The organism is Microbacterium sp. Root322, from assembly GCF_001425645.1.
GTDB classification, from domain to species: Bacteria; Actinomycetota; Actinomycetes; order Actinomycetales; family Microbacteriaceae; genus Microbacterium; species Microbacterium maritypicum.
The window spans coordinates 1,397,456-1,413,462 of sequence record NZ_LMCS01000002.1 but is presented as its reverse complement, the minus strand read 5'-3'; the positions used below and the strand labels follow the sequence as shown (position 1 = coordinate 1,413,462).

Genomic DNA, 16,007 nt, shown 5'->3' with positions numbered 1-16,007 from the left:
CATCCGTGAATGCTCCCGACAAGTGTCCCCGGCAGGCAAGGCCGACCCGGCCGCACGAGCCGCGGTCAGCGCACCGGCAGGAAGTGCGTGGGGGTCGGAACCTGCGCCTCGTGGCGGATGCCGAGGGGCGCGCCCGTGCGCTCGTCGAGGTCGATCAGCGTGATCGTGTCGGAGCGCTGCCCCGCGACGAGCATCTTGCCCTCGTGGACGAGGTGGTGCCGCGGCCAGTCGACCCCCGCGTCGGCGAGCGCCACGGACTCCAGAGACTCGCCGCCGCCACGTACCCGCAGCGCCGCGATCGTGTTGCTGCCGCGCAGGGCCGTGTACAGGAACTGTCCGTCGCGCGTGCGGGCGAGCTCGGCGGGGAAGTCCTTGCCCACCTCGGCGATCGGGCTCGTCAGCGTCACCGACACGACGCTCCAGGTGCCATCCGCCGCCGGCGCGAGCGTGAACACTTCGCACGAGTACTCGGTGACCACGTGCAGGTGCCCGCTGGGGTGCAGCACCATGTGCCGCGGACCGGTGCCGAGCGGGAGCACCACCTCGTGGTCGAGGGTGAGCCCGCTGCCGCTCTGCCGCCAGAACCGCACGAGGTCGAACCCGAGGTCGGTGGTCGCGACACGGCCGTCGGGGAGGAACGTCGCCGCGTGCGCGTGCGAGACGCGGTCGCCGCCGACCCCGTACGGGTCGACCGCCGCGACGCCGTCTCCGGGAGGAGTCGCGGCCGGAGCATCGGGGTCGGCGTCACCGAACAGGGCCGCGCGAAGCGCCGCCGCGGCATCCGGCTTCGGGGGCACGATGCGACCGTCCGCATCCAGATCGAACCGCACCACGCGGCCATCGCCGTAACAGCTGGCGATCAGGGCCGAACCGTTCGGGGCGACCGCGACATGACAGACGTACTGGCCGACCGCGGCGGGCGGCCCCAGAGGCGTGAGAGCGGCTTCGCCCGCGCGGGAGAACGCCTGCACCGCGGAGTCGCCTTCGAGTGCCGCATAGACGACGTCGAGGGTCGGGTGCTGCGCGAGCCACGAGGGTGAGGGCGTCTCGACCACGGCGCCGCGGTAGGCGAGAGTGGAGGCCTCGCGCCCTTCATCCCCCGCGAGCAGGCCGATGCCCTCGGCCGAGCCGTCCATCGCGGCCCCGTAGCCGCCCAGCCAGAAGCGCGTCACGACGCGGGTCAGTCGAGCAGGTCGTGACGGACGACGACCTGGTCGCGCTCGGGCCCGACGCCGATCACCGAGATGCGCGTGTTGCTCATCTTCTCGAGCGCCAGCACGTAGTCCTGCGCGTTCTGCGGCAGATCCTCGAAGGTGCGCGCGACGGAGATGTCTTCGCTCCAACCAGGGAAGTACTCCAGGATCGGCTTTGCGTGGTGGAAGTCGGTCTGGTTGACCGGCACCTCGTCGAACCGCTCGCCGTCGACGTCGTAGGCGACGCACACCGGGATCTGCTCGAGGCCCGTGAGGATGTCGAGCTTGGTGAGCACCAGGTCGGTGATGCCGTTGATGCGCGTGGCGTAGCGCGTGATGGGCGCGTCGTACCAGCCCACACGGCGCGGACGACCGGTGGTGGTGCCGAACTCGAAGCCCTGCTTGCGCAGCCACTCGCCCTGCTCGTCGAAGAGCTCGGTCGGGAACGGACCGGAGCCGACGCGGGTCGTGTACGCCTTGACGATGCCGACGATGCGGTCGAGCGCACCGGGGCCGACGCCCGCGCCCGTCGCCGCGCCGCCGGCGGTTGCCGACGAAGAGGTGACGAACGGGTAGGTGCCGTGGTCGATGTCGAGCATCGTGGCCTGGCCGCCCTCGAACACGACGACCTCGCCGCGGTCCAGAGCCTGCGCGATCAGGTAGCCGGTGTCGGCGACCATCGGCCGCAGCCGCTCGGCGTACGAGAGCAGGTCTTCGACGACCTCGTCGGCGGTGATCGCACGACGGTTGAAGATCTTCACCAGCAGGTGGTTCTTCTGATCGAGGGCACCCTCGACCTTCTGGCGCAGGATGTTCTCGTCGAACAGGTCCTGCACGCGGATGCCGACGCGGTTGATCTTGTCGGCGTATGCCGGGCCGATGCCGCGACCGGTCGTGCCGATCATGCGCTTGCCGAGGAAGCGCTCGGTGACCTTGTCGAGCGTGCGGTGGTACTGCGTGATGATGTGCGCGTTGGCGCTGACCTTGAGGCGCGAGACGTCGATGCCGCGGGCGGCGAGCGCCTCCAGCTCGAAGAAGAGCACCTCGAGGTCGACCACGACGCCGTTGCCGATCACGGGCGTCACGCCCGGAGACAGGATGCCGGAGGGCAGCAGGTGCAGCGCATACTTCTCGTCGCCGACGACGACGGTGTGCCCGGCGTTGTTGCCGCCGTTGAACTTCACCACCCAGTCGGTGCGCTCACCGAGAAGATCGGTGGCCTTGCCCTTTCCTTCGTCGCCCCACTGCACGCCGACGATAACGATTCCTGGCATGGGTAACCCCCTGGCTTTCGCCGGGTTTGCACCGGCCGATGAGCTGGCCCTCTTCGGGCGGTCCCATCCTATCGAAGCGATTCGCAGCGCCCTTCCGTGAGGTGAGCGCAGCGGGCGCAGACCGGAGGAGTCGGCGGGAAAGCGACGCCGGATGGCGCTGCGGCGGCTCGCCCGATGTCGGACGCCACTGCCAGGATCGAAGGATGTCAGCAGCCGCATCCGGCGACCCCGGGATCCGCACCGATACCGGAGCGCCGAAGAAGCAGGGCGCACTCGTGCTCGCCGCCGCGCTGGTCACCGTGGTGCTGTGGGCCTCGGCCTTCATCGGCATCCGCGGCGCGGGCCCGCACTACGACCCCGGAGCTCTGGCACTGCTGCGGATGGCGGTCGGCACCGTCGTGTTGACGTTCATCGCGCTGCGGCACGGCATCCGCATCCCGGCCCGTCGCCACTGGCTCCTCATCGCGGTGTGGGGCGTCGGCTGGTTCTGCGTCTACAACCTCGCCCTCAACAGCGCCGAGCTCACGCTCGATGCGGGCACCGCCGCGATGGTGGTCAACCTCGCGCCCCTCATGGTGGTCGTCTTCAGCGGACTGTTCCTGCGGGAGGGATTCCCGAAGCCGCTCGTCATCGGGGCGCCCATCGCGTTCCTCGGCGTCGTGCTGATCGGCATGAACTCCTCCACCAGCGCCGGCCCCGACATCACGGGCCTTCTGCTTGCCCTCCTCGCCGCGGTCATGTACGCCGGGTGCACGCTCGTGCAGAAGCGCCTGCTCACCTCGGGGGTCGACCCGACCACCCTGACCTGGCTCGGCGCAGGCGTCGGCACCATCGCGCTGCTGCCGTGGATCGGCAACCTCATCGGCTCACTTCAGACGGCACCGCTGGATGCCACGCTGTGGGTCGTCTACCTCGGCATCTTCCCCACCGCGATCGCCTTCACGACCTGGGCCTACGTGCTGCAGCGCAGCACCGCGGGGCAGACATCGGCCACCACCTACGTCGTGCCGGCGATCGCGATCCTGATGTCCTGGGCGATCCTCGGCGAGGTGCCGACACCGCTGATGTTCCTCGGCGGAGCGCTGTGTCTGCTGGGCGTGCTCATCACGCGCCTGCGGTGGCACAGACGCGCCTGACGCTCGCGAGCATCCGGAGGTGACTACAGTTGCGACCGGAGGCGAAATGACGACCTGGTGGCCCTATCTGCGCATCGCCGCAGCCCTGCTCGCGCTCGCGGCTGTCATCGCGCAGCTGAACCGCTCGGTGCAGAACGCCCTCGATGCGACGACCGAGTGGGGCGGGCATCTGCCGACAGTGGCGGCCAACTTCCTCAGCTTCTTCACGATCGAGTCGAACATCCTCGCTGCGATCGTCCTGCTCGTCGCCGCGATCTGGGCACTGCGCCACCGCCGCACCACCGACGCCGAACCGCGCTGGCTCGCGGTGCTGCTGGTGTGCGTCAGCACGTACATGATCGTGACCGGCATCGTCTACAACACGCTGCTGCGAAACGTCGAGCTCCCCCAAGGCGTCACCGTCCCCTGGTCGAACGAGGTGCTGCACGTCGTCATCCCGTTGTTCCTGCTGGCCGACGTGCTGCTCGCCCCGCGCCGCCGGGCACTGGGCTGGAGCACGATCGCGGTGACGGCGATCTTCCCGCTGGTCTGGGCGGTGTACACGCTGATCCGCGCGAATCTCATCATCGCTCCGGCGACCGGTCAGCCCTACTGGTACCCGTATCCGTTCCTGAATCCCTACACCGTACCGGGCGGCTACCTCGGCGTCTCGGGGTACATCGTCGGCATCGCGGTCGCGATCGTGGGCGTAGCCGCACTCGTCGTCTGGATCGGTCGCCGCCGCGGAGCCGTGCCGCGTCCCGTCCTCTCCTGATCCGCACGACGACGCCCCTCGCACCCGGGAACGGGCGGAGGGGCGTCGTCGATTCACACGATACTCAGGCGGTCGCGAGCGCCTCACGGTCGTCGTCATGCGGCCGACCCGCGATCATGCGCGCCGTCTCGGTGGCATCCGGATCGACGTCGAGGTAGCGCTCGAGAGAATCGTCGAGCTCTTCGAGCCACGGCGTGTGGTGAACGACGGCGATGGTCCCGGTCATGACCGACTCGTAGGTGCGGTCGCGATAGCCCATGATGTCGTCCTTCTTGTCGCGCTTCCACGCGAGGAAGATCTCGACGACCCGGTCGATGTCGAACTCCGGATAGTCGGTGAGCTCGAGCAGGTCACGGATGTAGTCGGCCTGGAAGCGGATCTCCGCCGCGGCCGAGTCGATCCGGCCGAAGCGGGCGCGCCACTCGGCGATGGATGCCGCGCGCTCCTGCTCGGCGGGCAGCGCGAGGCGACCGAGGATCAGGTCGCGCACGTACCAGGCCTGAGCGTCGAACATGTTGAACGTGAACCACTGGTCCTGCGCGCCGAGGTAGGTCAGGCGCGGATTGCCCTGCCAGACCACGCCGCGGTACAGACCGTCGGGGTACACGTTGTTCGGCGAGGAGAGGGCGAGGTCGTCGGGGAGGAACGGGTACTTGTGCAGGTATCCGGTGCACAGGATGACCGCGTCGATGTGCTTCGAGGTGCCGTCGGCGAAGAACGTGGTGCTGCCCTCGAAGCGCTCGACGACCGGGCGCTCCTCGATGCCGTCAGGCCAGTCGTACCCCATCGGCGCCGACCGGAAACTCGCCGTCACCGAGCGGGCGCCCATCTTGAACGCCTGACTGCCGATGTCCTCCGCGGAGTAGCTCGCGCCGATCACGAGCACATCCTTGTCCTCGAAGGTCTCGGCGCCCCGGAAGTCGTGGGCGTGGCTGATGTAGCCCGGGAACGTCTCGATACCGGGGAAGTCCGGCACGTTCGGGAAGGAGAAATGACCGCTGGCGATGATGACCCGGTCGAACTCTTCCACGGTCGACTGGCCCGTCGGCAGGTCTTCGCTGGTGAGGGTGAAGACCTCGCGCTCGCTGTCGAACTCGACCCAGCGCACCACGGTCTGGAAGCGGATCAGCTCCCGCACATCGCTCTTCTCCAGGCGGCCGGCGATGTAGTCCCACAGCACGGGGCGCGGCGGGTAGGACGAGATGGGACGCCCGAAGTGCTCGTCGAAGCTGTAGTCCGCGAACTCCAGCGCCTCCTTCGGACCGTTCGACCAGAGGTTGCGGTACATGCTGGAGTGCACCGGCTCACCGAATTCGTCCAGCCCGGTGCGCCAGGTGAAGTTCCACTGTCCGCCCCAGTCCGCCTGCTTCTCGAAGCAGACCAGCTCGGGGATCTCCGCCCCCGCGCGGGCCGCGGACTCGAAGGCCCGCAATTGCGCCATGCCCGAGGGGCCGGCGCCGATGATCGCTACTCGTTCTCTGCTCGTCACGTATTGTCCTCATACTCTTCAGTCATGTATCGGCACGGCCGCATCCGAGCGAGGAACAGTTCTGTCCCGGTGGGAGCGGAATGCTCGACCTGCCCGGAAAGCGGCTGCTCTTCGACGTTAGCAGGGTCGGCCACCGGGACCGGAGGCGAGGACTCGGAGTGCGGACCCGACCGGGGGTCCGCACTCCACACCCGGTGTCTACTCCCCCGCGTAGGCGACGAGCGTGGCCCGCGCGATCGTGTGCGGGCCGGCGTTGAAGCCCAGGAACGCCGGGGATGCACCCGCATCCAGCTCGAGCCGCGCGACATCCAGTGCACTCACGGTGATGTAGTACCGGTGCACGCCCGATCCGGCGGGCGGCGCGGCACCGATGTAGCGTGCGAGCCCGGCGTCGTTCGGGAACGCGACGGCACCCGCAGGCAGCAGCTCCTGCGTCTCGGATCCGGCGTTCTCGACGAGATGGGTCGTGCTCACGGGGATGTTCCCGACGGCCCAATGCCAGAACCCCGATCCGGTGGGGGCATCCGGGTCGAAGACCGTGACGATGAAGCTCCGGGTCTCATCGGGGAAACCCGACCAGGTGAGTTCGGGAGAGATGTCCTGCCCGCCGGGGACGCCGAACACCCCGGAGTACTGTGCCGGCGCGAAGGGGGTTCTGTCGGCGACGGTGGAGCTGCGCAGCTCGAAGCTCGGCACCTCCGGCAGTGCGTAGTAGGGATCGTTGTTCGCCTGTGTCTGATCTGTCATGCGAGGACGGTACCGACGGGCACGTGGTTTCCCGCAAGGGGTGCAGGTCACCCTCAGGTAACCACCCTGGCGCGCTCTCAGATGTCGGGGAAGCGCTGGATGTTCGACTCGACCCAGTCGCGAAGGCTCTGCAGCGGCTTCGCCGCATCGGCGCCGAGGCCGGTCAGCGAGTACTCGACGCGGGCCGGCACCTCGGCGAAGATCTCGCGGGCGACGAGGTCGCGGTCTTCCAGCCGTCGAAGGCACGAGGTCAGGACCTTCGGGCTGATCCCCTCGAGCTTGCGCTTGAGCTCACCGAACCTCATCGGTCCGTCCTCGAGCGCGCCGAGGATGAGTGCGCTCCACTTGTCGGCGAGCAGATCGAGGATCCCGCGGCACGGGCACTGAGCGTCGTAGACATCGTGGGGCCTGCCGGCGGCGCAGGTGCTGAGGGTGGTCATCCCCTCATGGTATCCGAAAGTTACCAGCACTCCTTGCGGGTAACTGCTCCCTTTCGAGTAGTAATGGGAGCGCGGCGGTCCCGTCGCACTCGACATCCCCGAAAGAAGGACCCCACCATGGCCTCACGCTCGTCAGACCCGCTGTACAGCCTCGCGATCCTGCGCGCGCTTCCCGACCGCCGAGACGAACTGCTCGCGGCCCTGCAGGGGCTGATCGAGCCGACCAGGGCGGAGCCCGGCAACCAGGACTATGTGCTGTTCGAATCGCGCAGCGAGCCCGGGACGTTCTACATGCGCGAGGCGTTCGACGACCAGGCCGCGCTCGACACCCACTTCGCCACACCGCACTTCCAGGCGTTCGCGAAAGGAGTCGATGCGCTGCTCGCCTCACCGCTCGAACTGCTGTTCCTCGACCGACGCTCGGAGTAGTCGCACAATCATCCGCGGGGAGTACGAGCCGGGTACTTCCGACGGATGCCCGTCGACAGGCCCCCGCCATAGCGTGGATGTCATGTCAACCACCGTCTCCGCGTCAGCCACGGCCACGCCATCCGATCCCGCGATGTCGACCGCGAAGGGCACCGCCAGCCTCGTGCTCGGAATCTGCTCCGTGTTCGCCGGCTGGACCTTCTTCGCGCCCGCCGTCGGGCTCATCCTCGGGATCGTGTCGCTGCGAGGAGAGCCCGGTGCACGCACGCAGGCGGTGTGGGGGATCACGCTCAACGCGATCGCTATGAGCATCTGGATCATCCTGACGCTCCTCGCTCTCACCTTCGGCTGGATCGCGGCCACCTCGGCGATGTTCGGCCAGTGACGGCACCTAGCCGTCGCACGACGCGGCATCCGTCGGTGCGGACGCGACGACGCTGGTGGTCACGGCCGTCCAGCCGGTGACCGTCCCCGGAGGGATGCCGGCGTACCCGTCGAGGGTTACTCGTCGTTCGCCGATGTACTGCCCCGTTTCGGGGTCGATGATGAACTCCTGGCGCGTGTTGGAGGCCGTCTCGAGGCGGCCGATCGCGATGCCCGTGGAGCCGTCGAGCGTGGCCTGATCGTCCGTGATCTCCACGCCCGGGATCTCCGCTGCGGCTTTGTAGAGGGCCGCGCGGAAGTCGGCCGGCACGATGCCCCACTGAAGCGTGCTGATGATCCACTCGAGCGCCTGACCATCGCGCGACTGCCCCGAGTTTCCGTTCAGCTCGTAGATCCTGTCGAGAAGCGGGCGCGGCTCTCGAGGGAGAGCGTCGTAGTCGATGCTCGTCGTTATCCCCTCGGCGTAGCCTCCGAAGCTGCCGCCACCCGGCGTGATGCCCCCGGGGAATCGGCGGATGATGTCGAGGTCGTAGGTGTTAATGGCGTCGGCATATTCCTGCGCGTACCGTTCCGATCGGGGTCCGAAGGTCTGCGAGGGCTGCGACGTGCACGTGATCCACACCCACGCGTCGCTGCGATCGGCGGGCACGTAGAGCTCGCCGCGGGTGGAGGCCAGGATGGCCACTTCGTCGGAGGGCTGAACATCACCGCCCTCTGCTCTGATCCGGTCCGCGTCCTCCTCGAGGGACCCCACACCGGCGTACACGCCGTCGGTTCGGACGAACAGATACTGCCCAGGGCCTACGACGGGGTCGCTGACCTGGATCGCGGCGGCCGCAGCGGAACGAAGCGCACTCGCGGCCGCGGGCTCGGCGCCCCCGTTCCACCCGGCGACGCCCAGCACATTGGTGGCCACGAGGGCGACGACCACGCTCGCCGCACCGAGCACGGAGAATCCCGCCCAGGCGACGGTGCGACGACGGCGACGGGTCTTCAGAGGAGTGAACGCGGTCTGCTCGCCCACCTCTGCGAAGAGCGCCACCGGAAGCTCACCGTCGATCTGGGAGACGAGCGCGGCACGCCCGCGCATCAGCGCCTCGCGGCTCGGCTCGCGGGTCAGATCACGTGTGCTGCGGAGCAGTGTCAACTCGTCCATGATCCTTCTCCTGTTCGTTGGCGGGGATTCCGGCGGCACGGCGCAGATGCCGCCGTGCCCTGTTGAGCCGTGAGCGCACCGTGCCGATCGGCACCTGCATCGCGAGGGCGATCGATGCGTAATCGAGGTCGCCCCAGGCGTAGAGCAGCAGAGTGTCGCGGTCAGCTTTCGAGAGCCGGCGAAGCGCCTTCTTCAGCCGTCGAGCCAGCCGCTGGGCGTCGATACGCGCGCCCGCCTGCTCGATGAAGTCCGGGACGATCTGGGCCGCCAGGTCTGCAGACACCCCTTTCCACGCGGTGGCCTCCAGGCGCACGTGCTTGCGCATGAGCCGCGTCGCGATGCCCAGCAGCCACGGCCGGGCGTTCTGCACCGTGACGTCGTACGCCGAGCGTCGCTCGAAGGCCACCAGGAACGTCTCCGCCATCACGTCCTCGGCGGCATGGTCGCCGAGGCGCTGCGCCGCGTAGCGGTACACGGACGTCGCATGACGACTGTAGAGCGACTCGAACACCGCCGGTTCGCGGATCGAGCGCTCAATCACCTCGTTGTCGGGGCTCACATCCGTATTGCTCGATTCCTTCGATCAGGTTCACGGCAATTCTGGCGGAGTGTCCTCCCGGATGCGGCGACTACCCTGGCCTGGGGGGAGAAGCACCGTGCTCCCCAGGAGGAGAGAGCATGCACGATCTGAACGCCGCAGCCCCGCAGCCCGCGGCACCGCCGCCTCCGCCCGCCCCTGCGCAGGCCCCAGCGCCGGCAGCCCCGCCCACCGCGACGAACGGCGCACCGACCGACGCCGAGATGGCCAGGGCCTCCGAGGTGCTGCGGATCATCTCCGCCTCGTACTCCGCGAAGATGGTCGGCCAGGACCGGTTGCGCACGAGCCTGCTCGTCTCGCTCATCGCCGGCGGCCACATCCTGCTCGAGAGCGTGCCGGGGCTGGCGAAGACCACCGCCGCCAGCACCCTCGCCGACACGGTGAAGGCGCAGTTCAAGCGCATCCAGTGCACGCCCGACCTGCTGCCCAGCGACATCACGGGCAACCAGATCTATGACGCGGCGACCGGATCCTTCCGCACCGTGCTCGGCCCCGTGCACGCGAACTTCGTGCTGCTCGACGAGATCAACCGCTCCAGCGCCAAGACCCAGAGCGCCATGCTCGAGGCGATGCAGGAGCATCAGACCACGATCGGCGGGGAGATCCACCACCTGCCGAAGCCGTTCCTCGTGATCGCGACGCAGAACCCGATCGAGCAGGAGGGCACCTACGAGCTGCCCGAGGCGCAGATGGACCGGTTCCTCCTCAAGGAGATCGTCGAGTATCCGAGCCCCGCCGAGGAGCTCGAGGTTCTCAGCCGCATCGACTCGGGAGTGCTCGACCCCGACCGGCACGTGGCCAGCGCGGTCAGCCTCGACGACGTGCGCCTGCTGCAGGATGTGGCCAGCCGCATCTACGTCGACCCCGCGATCCGCAACTACATCGTGTCGATCGCCTACGTCACGCGGAACCCGGCGCCGTACATCGGCGAGGAGCGGGCCCGCTTCATCAAGTACGGCGCGAGCCCGCGTGCGAGCATCGCGTTCCTGCAGGCTTCGCGAGCGCTGGCCCTGCTCAAGGGGCGCTCGCACGTGCTGCCCGAAGACATCCGGGAGCTGCGGCACCTGGTCCTCCGCCACCGCGTGCTGCTGACGTTCGAGGCCGACGCCGAGGGCGTCCGCAGCGAGGAGATCATCGACCAGATCTTCGCGTCGGTCCCCACGCCCTGATCCCCATGCCGAGCCTGATCACGCAGGTGAAGAGCAAGCTCTTCATCCACTCGACGCGAAAGTCGCTGCACGCGCTCGACGGCGCCTACGCGTCGTTGCTACGCGGGCGGAGCCTCGACTTCGAAGACCTGCGCAAGTACGAGTACGGCGATCAGGTGCGCGACATCGACTGGCGGGCGACCGCGCGACTGGGAACGCCCCTGGTCAAGCGCTCGCGCGCGACGCGCATGCACACCGTGCTGTTCGTGGTCGACACAGGGCGCTCGATGTCGGCCCTCGCCGCCGACGAGCGGTCGAAGAAGGAGCTGGCGATCCTCGCGACCGGGGTGCTCGGGGTGCTGACGCTGCGCCACGGAGACGACTTCACCACGGTCTACGGCGACTCCGCGAAGGTGCGCCGGCTCGCGCCCGGCCGCAGCGAGGGTGCGCTCGAACATGCGCTGCGCACGATCGACAGGGCCATCGACGACAGCAGTGCTCCGAGCGACCGTGACGCACTGCTGTCGTTCGTCACACGCACGATCGCCCGCCGCATGATCGTGGTGGTGATCACCGACGAGGCCCCGGTCACGAGCGAGACGGAGCGGATGCTGCGCCGGCTGCGCGTGCAGCACGACGTGCTCTGGCTCACTCTCCGCGACGCCGAGCCCGTGCTGGACCACGCCACCGGACGCATCCGCTCGGATGTCGACAGCCGCTGGCAGGTGCCGGGTTTCGTGCAGGGCGACCGCGAGATCGTGCAGGAGCTGACCGCGCAGCGCGAGGCCGATGCCGCGCACCTCACCGAGCTCCTCACCCGCATGGAGATCAGCCACTCCACGCTGGACGGGCAGGACGACGCCGTCGCCCAGCTGCTGACGCTGCTGAACCGGAGGTCGAATGCCCGGCTCTGACGACCTCTACCCGCCGGCGCAGTACGGCTGGGGCTGGATGCTGCTGGCGATCGGCATCCTTGCTCTGCTGGTGCTGGGCGCCTGGCTGCTGATCGTGCTCACCCGCCCACGCCGCACGCTGGCGACCGCCGACGCGAATGCCGGCCAGGCTCCGCTGATCATCGACGTGCTCTCGCAATTGCGCACCGAATACCAGGCGCGCATCCAGCAGATCGAGACCGAGTACCTTGAACGCCGCATCTCCGCCCGACAGGCGAACCTCGAGCTGAGCCGGGTCGTCCGTGCCTTCGTGAACGAGTACAGCGGCCTGGAGGCTCCGGTGCTGGCGCTCGACGATCTCGTGGCGCGCGGCGTGCATCCCGCCCTGATCGACGCACTGGGCAGGCACTACTACCCGAGCATCTTCCGTCAGGGACCGGTGATCGACCCGGTGGCTGGCGCTGATGCGGCCAGGACGGTGGTGCGCACGTGGCACTAGCCAACATCTGGATGCTGGTGGCCGCGGTCGCCGTCGTGCTGATCGCGCTGACGATCGGCCTCGTCGTCGGACTCCGACGGAGCGGGCGCACCAGCGGTGCGGACGCGGCGCGCATCGCCCGAGCCGAGCGCCTGCGCACGCTGCCCTCCTTCCGCCGGGCACTGGCTCGACGGGCGCTCGCCCTCTCCGGAATCCTCGCCCTCGGCGCGACCACCGCGATCGTCGCGGGCGTTGTGGCCGCACGGCCGATGTCGGCGCAGACCGTGCAGCCCGTCGACACGAGCCGCGACATCATGCTGTGCCTCGACGTCTCCGGCTCCATGACCGAGGTCGACGTCGAGGTGCTGACCGTCTTCGACGAACTGCTCGACAGCTTCGAGGGCGAGCGGATCGGCCTGACGATCTTCAACAGCTCGCCGGTGCAGATCTTCCCCCTCACCGACGACTACGACTTCGTGCGCGAGCACCTGGCGAGCATGACCCAGAGCTTCGACTACGTCGACCGGGTCCCGGAGCACTGGGTCGGCACCCTCAACGGCGACGGCGCCTCCCTGATCGGTGACGGGCTGGCCGCGTGTGCGATGGGCTTCGACCACCCGGACGACGACCGCTCGCGCTCGGTCATCTTCGCCACCGACAACGAGGTCAACGGCGCCTCGATCGTCACCCTCGAAGAGGCTGCCGCCTACGCGGCCTCGAAGAACGTGCGCGTCTTCGCGCTGAATCCGGTGCAGGGCAAGGATGCCGACGTCAGCGCCGAGCTGAGCGCCGCGGCCGAGGCGACGGGCGGTGCCGCATTCGGCCTGCGCGACACGACGACTGTCTCGGACATCGTCACCCAGGTGCAGGAGCAGGAGGCGACCGAGCTGCGCGGCGAGGCGCAGGTCGTCTGGACCGACACCCCGAACCTGTGGATCGTGCTGCTCTCGATCTGCCTGCTCGGTCTCGTCGTGGTGCTGTGGAGGGTGCGACTGTGATCTTCCAACCCGTGCTCAACCCCCTCCTGATCGCGCTGCTGTGCGCGCCGGTCGCCGTCGTCGCAGCCTGGGCGCTGGTGCGTCCGCCGAAGTCGGCCGGAGTGCCGATCACCGATCGTCGGGCGCTCGCCGGGCATCGTGGCCTGTGGGCCCTGCGCCTGCTGCTCGTGCTCGCCTGCTTCGCGATGCTGCTGCGCCCGGGCATCCCCGGCGGTGCCACCCAGACCCTCGCGACGGACACCGACATCGTGCTCGTCGTCGACACCACGGCGAGCATCGTGGCCGAGGACTGGGGCGACGGCGAACCGCGGCTCGACGGCATCCGCGACGACGTACGCGCGCTCGTCGAGGAGTACCCGGGGGCACGTTTCGCCCTCATAACCTCGGATGCGGCGGCCCAGCTGCGCATGCCGCTGACCACCGACACCACCGCGCTCATGAGCTCGCTCGAAGTGCTGCGCCCCGAGGTCACCAGCCAGTCCCGAGGGAGCTCCATCGGCATCGCGGCTCCGCTGCTGTCGGAGACCCTCGCCTCGGCGGCAGAATCCTCCCCCGACCGCTCGCGCATGGTCTTCTACTTCGGCGACGGGGAGCAGACGGTCGACACACCACCGGAGTCCTTCCGCTCGAGTGAGAAGTACACCGATTCGGGAGCGGTGTTCGGGTACGGCACGGCCGAGGGCGGACCGATGCGCATCACCACGGGCGGCGTCTCGGATCAGGGTGGCGGCTACATCCAGTACCAGGGCACCGACGCGCTCTCGGTGCTCGACGAGGCGAACCTCGAAGCGATCGCCGACGAGCTCGACGTCGAGTACGCACGTCGGACGGCGGATGCCGCGCCCGTGCTTCCCGAGGCGCCGTCGACCACCACCGATTACACCGATTCGGGCGAGGTCGGCAACGTCGCCGAGCTGTACTGGATCGCAGCGCTCGTCATCCTCGGCATCCTCGGCGTGGAGCTCACGCGCGCCACGGTGCTGATCGCACGGCTCCGGCGGTTGCGCGCACCGCGGCGGCGCTCAGGGCGGAGAGGAACCTCATGACGATGCCGAATGAAGCGGCCGCCCTCCTCCGGTCCAATCGCCGTCGCCGACGCATCCGTCGCTGGGTCGCGATCGGCACCATCCCGCTCACCCTCGTGGCGCTCCTCTTCGTGGGCAAGCTGCTGAGCATGTACGCCTTCGCGCATCAGGCCATCACCGCCTACGTGGTGGACGATTTCGCCGGGTCGGAGGCATCCGCACGCGGACAGGGCTTCCTGAACTGGTTCGAGCCGTACAAGGCGCCGTTCAACATCGGCACGGCACTGGGCGCGGCGGAGCAGCTGCCGCACGCACGAGCACAGCTCGAAGAGGCGCTCGACCTCGCGACCGGGCTGGAGGTCTGCGGGGTGCGGATCAACCTCGCCCTCGTCGTCGAGCGCATGGGCGATGCCGCCCGCGCAGACGGCGACGGCGCGGGCGCGGCCGAGCTCTACGGCGAGGCGCTCACGATCACGATCGAGACTCCCGAGGCGTGCCGCAGCAAGGAAGCCCAGCTGCAGTCGTCCGACCCGCAGCGTGACATGGCGGACTCCCTCGACGGCACAGCAGACCGGTTGAAGCAGAAGCAGCAGGAGGAGCAGCAGCAGCAGCAACAGCCCCAGCCTCAGCCCGGAGAGAAGGAGCAGCCCTCCGAGGACAAGCTGAAGGGGCTCCAGGACAAGCTCGAACAGGGCACGCAGGAACGCGATCAGCAACAGGGCGACGACCAGGGCGGTTCGGGAACGGAGAAGCCGTGGTGAGCGATCACGAAAGGCAGCGAGCGCGGTACATCGCGGGCACGGAGGGGGCTCCTCCCGTTCCACCGCCCGGGGGCTACCGCGGCGCGCGGCGCGAGGCGTTCGGATCGACGCCGAGCCCGACCGTCGTGAGCACTGCGCTGCCGGAGGAACCGAAGAAGCCGGCGAACGCCCTCGGGTGGATCGCCCTCACCGTGTCGATCCTGTTCGCCCTGATCCTGCTCGGCACGCTCATCGCCGGCGGCACCGACATCCTCTACGGCGTCACGATGCTCACACTGCAGCTCGTGGTGGTCGGCACGATCGTCGCTGCGCTGTTCTCGGCACGTGGCCGCACGCTCGGGGCGATCGCCCTGGTCGTGACGGTCCTGTTCAACGTCGCCACCGTCGGCGGCATGAGTGCGCTGCAGACCTCGGCCTCCGGCAACTACGAGGGCACGAAGACGGCCGCGCAGAAGCACGCGGAGGCCTATCCCGCCATCAAGGGCACCGATCCGCAGAAGACGCTCTCGCAGGAGTCGCTCGAGGAGGTGCGCGCGCAGGCGGAGACGATGTTCGCCGACATCCGCACGCGGCTGACCGCGGAGTTCGGCTACACCTGGGTGCAGGTGGGCGACGAAGACCTTCGACCCGAGCGCAACGGCTACGGCGGGGAGTCGATGCTGGTCGAGTTCACCTCTGCGTCGTGGGCGACCGTCGAGCCCATCCAGGACTACGAACGCAAGCTCGAGGTGATGGCCGCGATCAGCGAGGTCGTCACCGATCACGGGCTGTGGGCTCTGTACTCGTTCAACGATCCGACCGCGTCGGGCATCGACCCCGCGATGATCGCCAAGCTCTACGGCAGCGACGACCCGCGCACGCAGACCACGTGGGAGTACTACACCGAGAACTTCCCCGGTCCGCTGCGCTTCTACGCCACCATCAACGACCTCTCCAACGATCCGGACGGCGGATTCCTGGCCGCCCGCGAAGCGCAGAACGCCCGCACCGGCGAGCCTCTCGAAGGCCTGCAGCTGACCGTGATCGCGAGCGCCGTGCTCAGCGAAGCCGATCGCGAGGAGTTCCAGACGAGGCTGCAGGACTATCCCGGCTTCGAGTGACCGG

The 16,007-nt window shown here is 68.7% G+C and carries 18 protein-coding genes; 11 read left to right on the top strand and 7 right to left on the bottom strand.

Annotated features, from left to right (window positions below):
• Positions 1-65 precede the first annotated feature (65 nt).
• Positions 66-1,172, bottom strand: coding sequence for a lactonase family protein (locus ASC55_RS11745; protein WP_082524318.1), 1,107 nt, complete (start codon positions 1,170-1,172; stop codon positions 66-68).
• Between the two features lie 8 nt (positions 1,173-1,180).
• The gene (locus tag ASC55_RS11740; RefSeq protein ID WP_031205880.1) at positions 1,181-2,467 is read right to left on the bottom strand and encodes an adenylosuccinate synthase; all 1,287 of its coding nucleotides are present in this window, start codon (positions 2,465-2,467) and stop codon (positions 1,181-1,183) included.
• Positions 2,468-2,670: 203 nt separating this feature from the next.
• Between ASC55_RS11740 and ASC55_RS11735 the strand changes: the two genes are divergently transcribed.
• Both ASC55_RS11735 and ASC55_RS11730 read left to right on the top strand, forming a co-directional pair.
• Positions 2,671-3,603: a DMT family transporter gene (locus tag ASC55_RS11735; protein ID WP_055871723.1), complete on the top strand. Its 933-nt coding sequence runs from the start codon at positions 2,671-2,673 to the stop codon at positions 3,601-3,603.
• Positions 3,604-3,649: 46 nt separating this feature from the next.
• Entirely contained in the window at positions 3,650-4,357 is a 708-nt protein-coding gene (locus tag ASC55_RS11730; protein WP_055875624.1) for a Pr6Pr family membrane protein, read from the top strand.
• 64 nt (positions 4,358-4,421) lie between these two features.
• Here ASC55_RS11730 and ASC55_RS11725 read toward each other — a convergent pair whose 3' ends face one another.
• From ASC55_RS11725 to ASC55_RS11715, 3 genes are all read right to left on the bottom strand, one after another.
• The gene (locus tag ASC55_RS11725; RefSeq protein ID WP_268775992.1) at positions 4,422-5,846 is read right to left on the bottom strand and encodes an NAD(P)-binding domain-containing protein; all 1,425 of its coding nucleotides are present in this window, start codon (positions 5,844-5,846) and stop codon (positions 4,422-4,424) included.
• A 198-nt stretch (positions 5,847-6,044) separates the two neighbouring features.
• The gene (locus tag ASC55_RS11720) at positions 6,045-6,593 is read right to left on the bottom strand and encodes a YbhB/YbcL family Raf kinase inhibitor-like protein (protein WP_055875618.1); all 549 of its coding nucleotides are present in this window, start codon (positions 6,591-6,593) and stop codon (positions 6,045-6,047) included.
• 77 nt (positions 6,594-6,670) lie between these two features.
• Positions 6,671-7,033, bottom strand: a complete 363-nt coding sequence (locus tag ASC55_RS11715; protein WP_017830003.1) for a winged helix-turn-helix transcriptional regulator — start codon at positions 7,031-7,033, stop codon at positions 6,671-6,673.
• Positions 7,034-7,150: 117 nt separating this feature from the next.
• Between ASC55_RS11715 and ASC55_RS11710 the strand changes: the two genes are divergently transcribed.
• Together ASC55_RS11710 and ASC55_RS11705 are read left to right on the top strand one after the other, a co-directional pair.
• On the top strand, positions 7,151-7,462 hold the full coding sequence (locus ASC55_RS11710) for a putative quinol monooxygenase (RefSeq protein ID WP_017830002.1): 312 nt from the start codon (positions 7,151-7,153) through the stop codon (positions 7,460-7,462).
• 82 nt (positions 7,463-7,544) lie between these two features.
• The gene (locus ASC55_RS11705) at positions 7,545-7,847 is read left to right on the top strand and encodes a hypothetical protein (RefSeq protein ID WP_235563358.1); all 303 of its coding nucleotides are present in this window, start codon (positions 7,545-7,547) and stop codon (positions 7,845-7,847) included.
• A 6-nt stretch (positions 7,848-7,853) separates the two neighbouring features.
• On the opposite strand, the gene ASC55_RS11700 is transcribed toward ASC55_RS11705, so the two are convergent.
• Positions 7,854-9,002 carry a CU044_5270 family protein gene (locus ASC55_RS11700; RefSeq protein WP_055875613.1) on the bottom strand — a complete coding sequence of 383 codons (1,149 nt, stop codon included), beginning with the start codon at positions 9,000-9,002 and terminating at the stop codon, positions 7,854-7,856.
• Positions 8,968-9,561, bottom strand: coding sequence for an RNA polymerase sigma factor (locus tag ASC55_RS11695; protein WP_031205876.1), 594 nt, complete (start codon positions 9,559-9,561; stop codon positions 8,968-8,970). The genes ASC55_RS11700 and ASC55_RS11695 overlap by 35 nt, the downstream gene beginning before the upstream one ends.
• Positions 9,562-9,803: 242 nt before the next feature.
• Here ASC55_RS11695 and ASC55_RS11690 point away from each other — a divergent pair, with 242 nt between their 5' ends.
• From ASC55_RS11690 to ASC55_RS11660, 7 genes are read left to right on the top strand one after another with little or no spacing between them, the layout of a single operon-like run.
• Complete coding sequence (locus ASC55_RS11690; RefSeq protein WP_055871986.1) at positions 9,804-10,769, top strand: AAA family ATPase; 966 nt, start codon at positions 9,804-9,806, stop codon at positions 10,767-10,769.
• Between the two features lie 5 nt (positions 10,770-10,774).
• Positions 10,775-11,662, top strand: a complete 888-nt coding sequence (locus ASC55_RS11685; RefSeq protein WP_055875611.1) for a DUF58 domain-containing protein — start codon at positions 10,775-10,777, stop codon at positions 11,660-11,662.
• Positions 11,649-12,140 (top strand): hypothetical protein, encoded by a 492-nt coding sequence (locus tag ASC55_RS11680; protein ID WP_055875608.1) that lies wholly within the window; start codon positions 11,649-11,651, stop codon positions 12,138-12,140. The genes ASC55_RS11685 and ASC55_RS11680 overlap by 14 nt, the downstream gene beginning before the upstream one ends.
• Positions 12,131-13,117, top strand: coding sequence for a VWA domain-containing protein (locus ASC55_RS11675; RefSeq protein ID WP_235563356.1), 987 nt, complete (start codon positions 12,131-12,133; stop codon positions 13,115-13,117). Before ASC55_RS11680 ends, ASC55_RS11675 begins: the two co-directional genes overlap by 10 nt.
• Entirely contained in the window at positions 13,114-14,163 is a 1,050-nt protein-coding gene (locus ASC55_RS11670) for a VWA domain-containing protein (RefSeq protein WP_055875601.1), read from the top strand. The genes ASC55_RS11675 and ASC55_RS11670 overlap by 4 nt, the downstream gene beginning before the upstream one ends.
• Positions 14,160-14,903: a hypothetical protein gene (locus ASC55_RS11665; protein ID WP_055875598.1), complete on the top strand. Its 744-nt coding sequence runs from the start codon at positions 14,160-14,162 to the stop codon at positions 14,901-14,903. The genes ASC55_RS11670 and ASC55_RS11665 overlap by 4 nt, the downstream gene beginning before the upstream one ends.
• Positions 14,900-16,003, top strand: a complete 1,104-nt coding sequence (locus ASC55_RS11660) for a DUF4064 domain-containing protein (protein ID WP_235563326.1) — start codon at positions 14,900-14,902, stop codon at positions 16,001-16,003. Before ASC55_RS11665 ends, ASC55_RS11660 begins: the two co-directional genes overlap by 4 nt.
• Positions 16,004-16,007: the final 4 nt, after the last annotated feature.

Coding starts and splice junctions, on each gene's coding strand:
- ASC55_RS11740 (WP_031205880.1), bottom strand. CDS start 2,467: ATGCCAGGAATCGTTATCGTCGGCGTGCAGTGGGGCGACGAAGGAAAG.
- ASC55_RS11735 (WP_055871723.1), top strand. CDS start 2,671: ATGTCAGCAGCCGCATCCGGCGACCCCGGGATCCGCACCGATACCGGA.
- ASC55_RS11730 (WP_055875624.1), top strand. CDS start 3,650: ATGACGACCTGGTGGCCCTATCTGCGCATCGCCGCAGCCCTGCTCGCG.
- ASC55_RS11720 (WP_055875618.1), bottom strand. CDS start 6,593: ATGACAGATCAGACACAGGCGAACAACGATCCCTACTACGCACTGCCG.
- ASC55_RS11715 (WP_017830003.1), bottom strand. CDS start 7,033: ATGACCACCCTCAGCACCTGCGCCGCCGGCAGGCCCCACGATGTCTAC.
- ASC55_RS11710 (WP_017830002.1), top strand. CDS start 7,151: ATGGCCTCACGCTCGTCAGACCCGCTGTACAGCCTCGCGATCCTGCGC.
- ASC55_RS11705 (WP_235563358.1), top strand. CDS start 7,545: ATGTCAACCACCGTCTCCGCGTCAGCCACGGCCACGCCATCCGATCCC.
- ASC55_RS11700 (WP_055875613.1), bottom strand. CDS start 9,002: ATGGACGAGTTGACACTGCTCCGCAGCACACGTGATCTGACCCGCGAG.
- ASC55_RS11690 (WP_055871986.1), top strand. CDS start 9,804: ATGGCCAGGGCCTCCGAGGTGCTGCGGATCATCTCCGCCTCGTACTCC.
- ASC55_RS11685 (WP_055875611.1), top strand. CDS start 10,775: ATGCCGAGCCTGATCACGCAGGTGAAGAGCAAGCTCTTCATCCACTCG.
- ASC55_RS11680 (WP_055875608.1), top strand. CDS start 11,649: ATGCCCGGCTCTGACGACCTCTACCCGCCGGCGCAGTACGGCTGGGGC.
- ASC55_RS11665 (WP_055875598.1), top strand. CDS start 14,160: ATGACGATGCCGAATGAAGCGGCCGCCCTCCTCCGGTCCAATCGCCGT.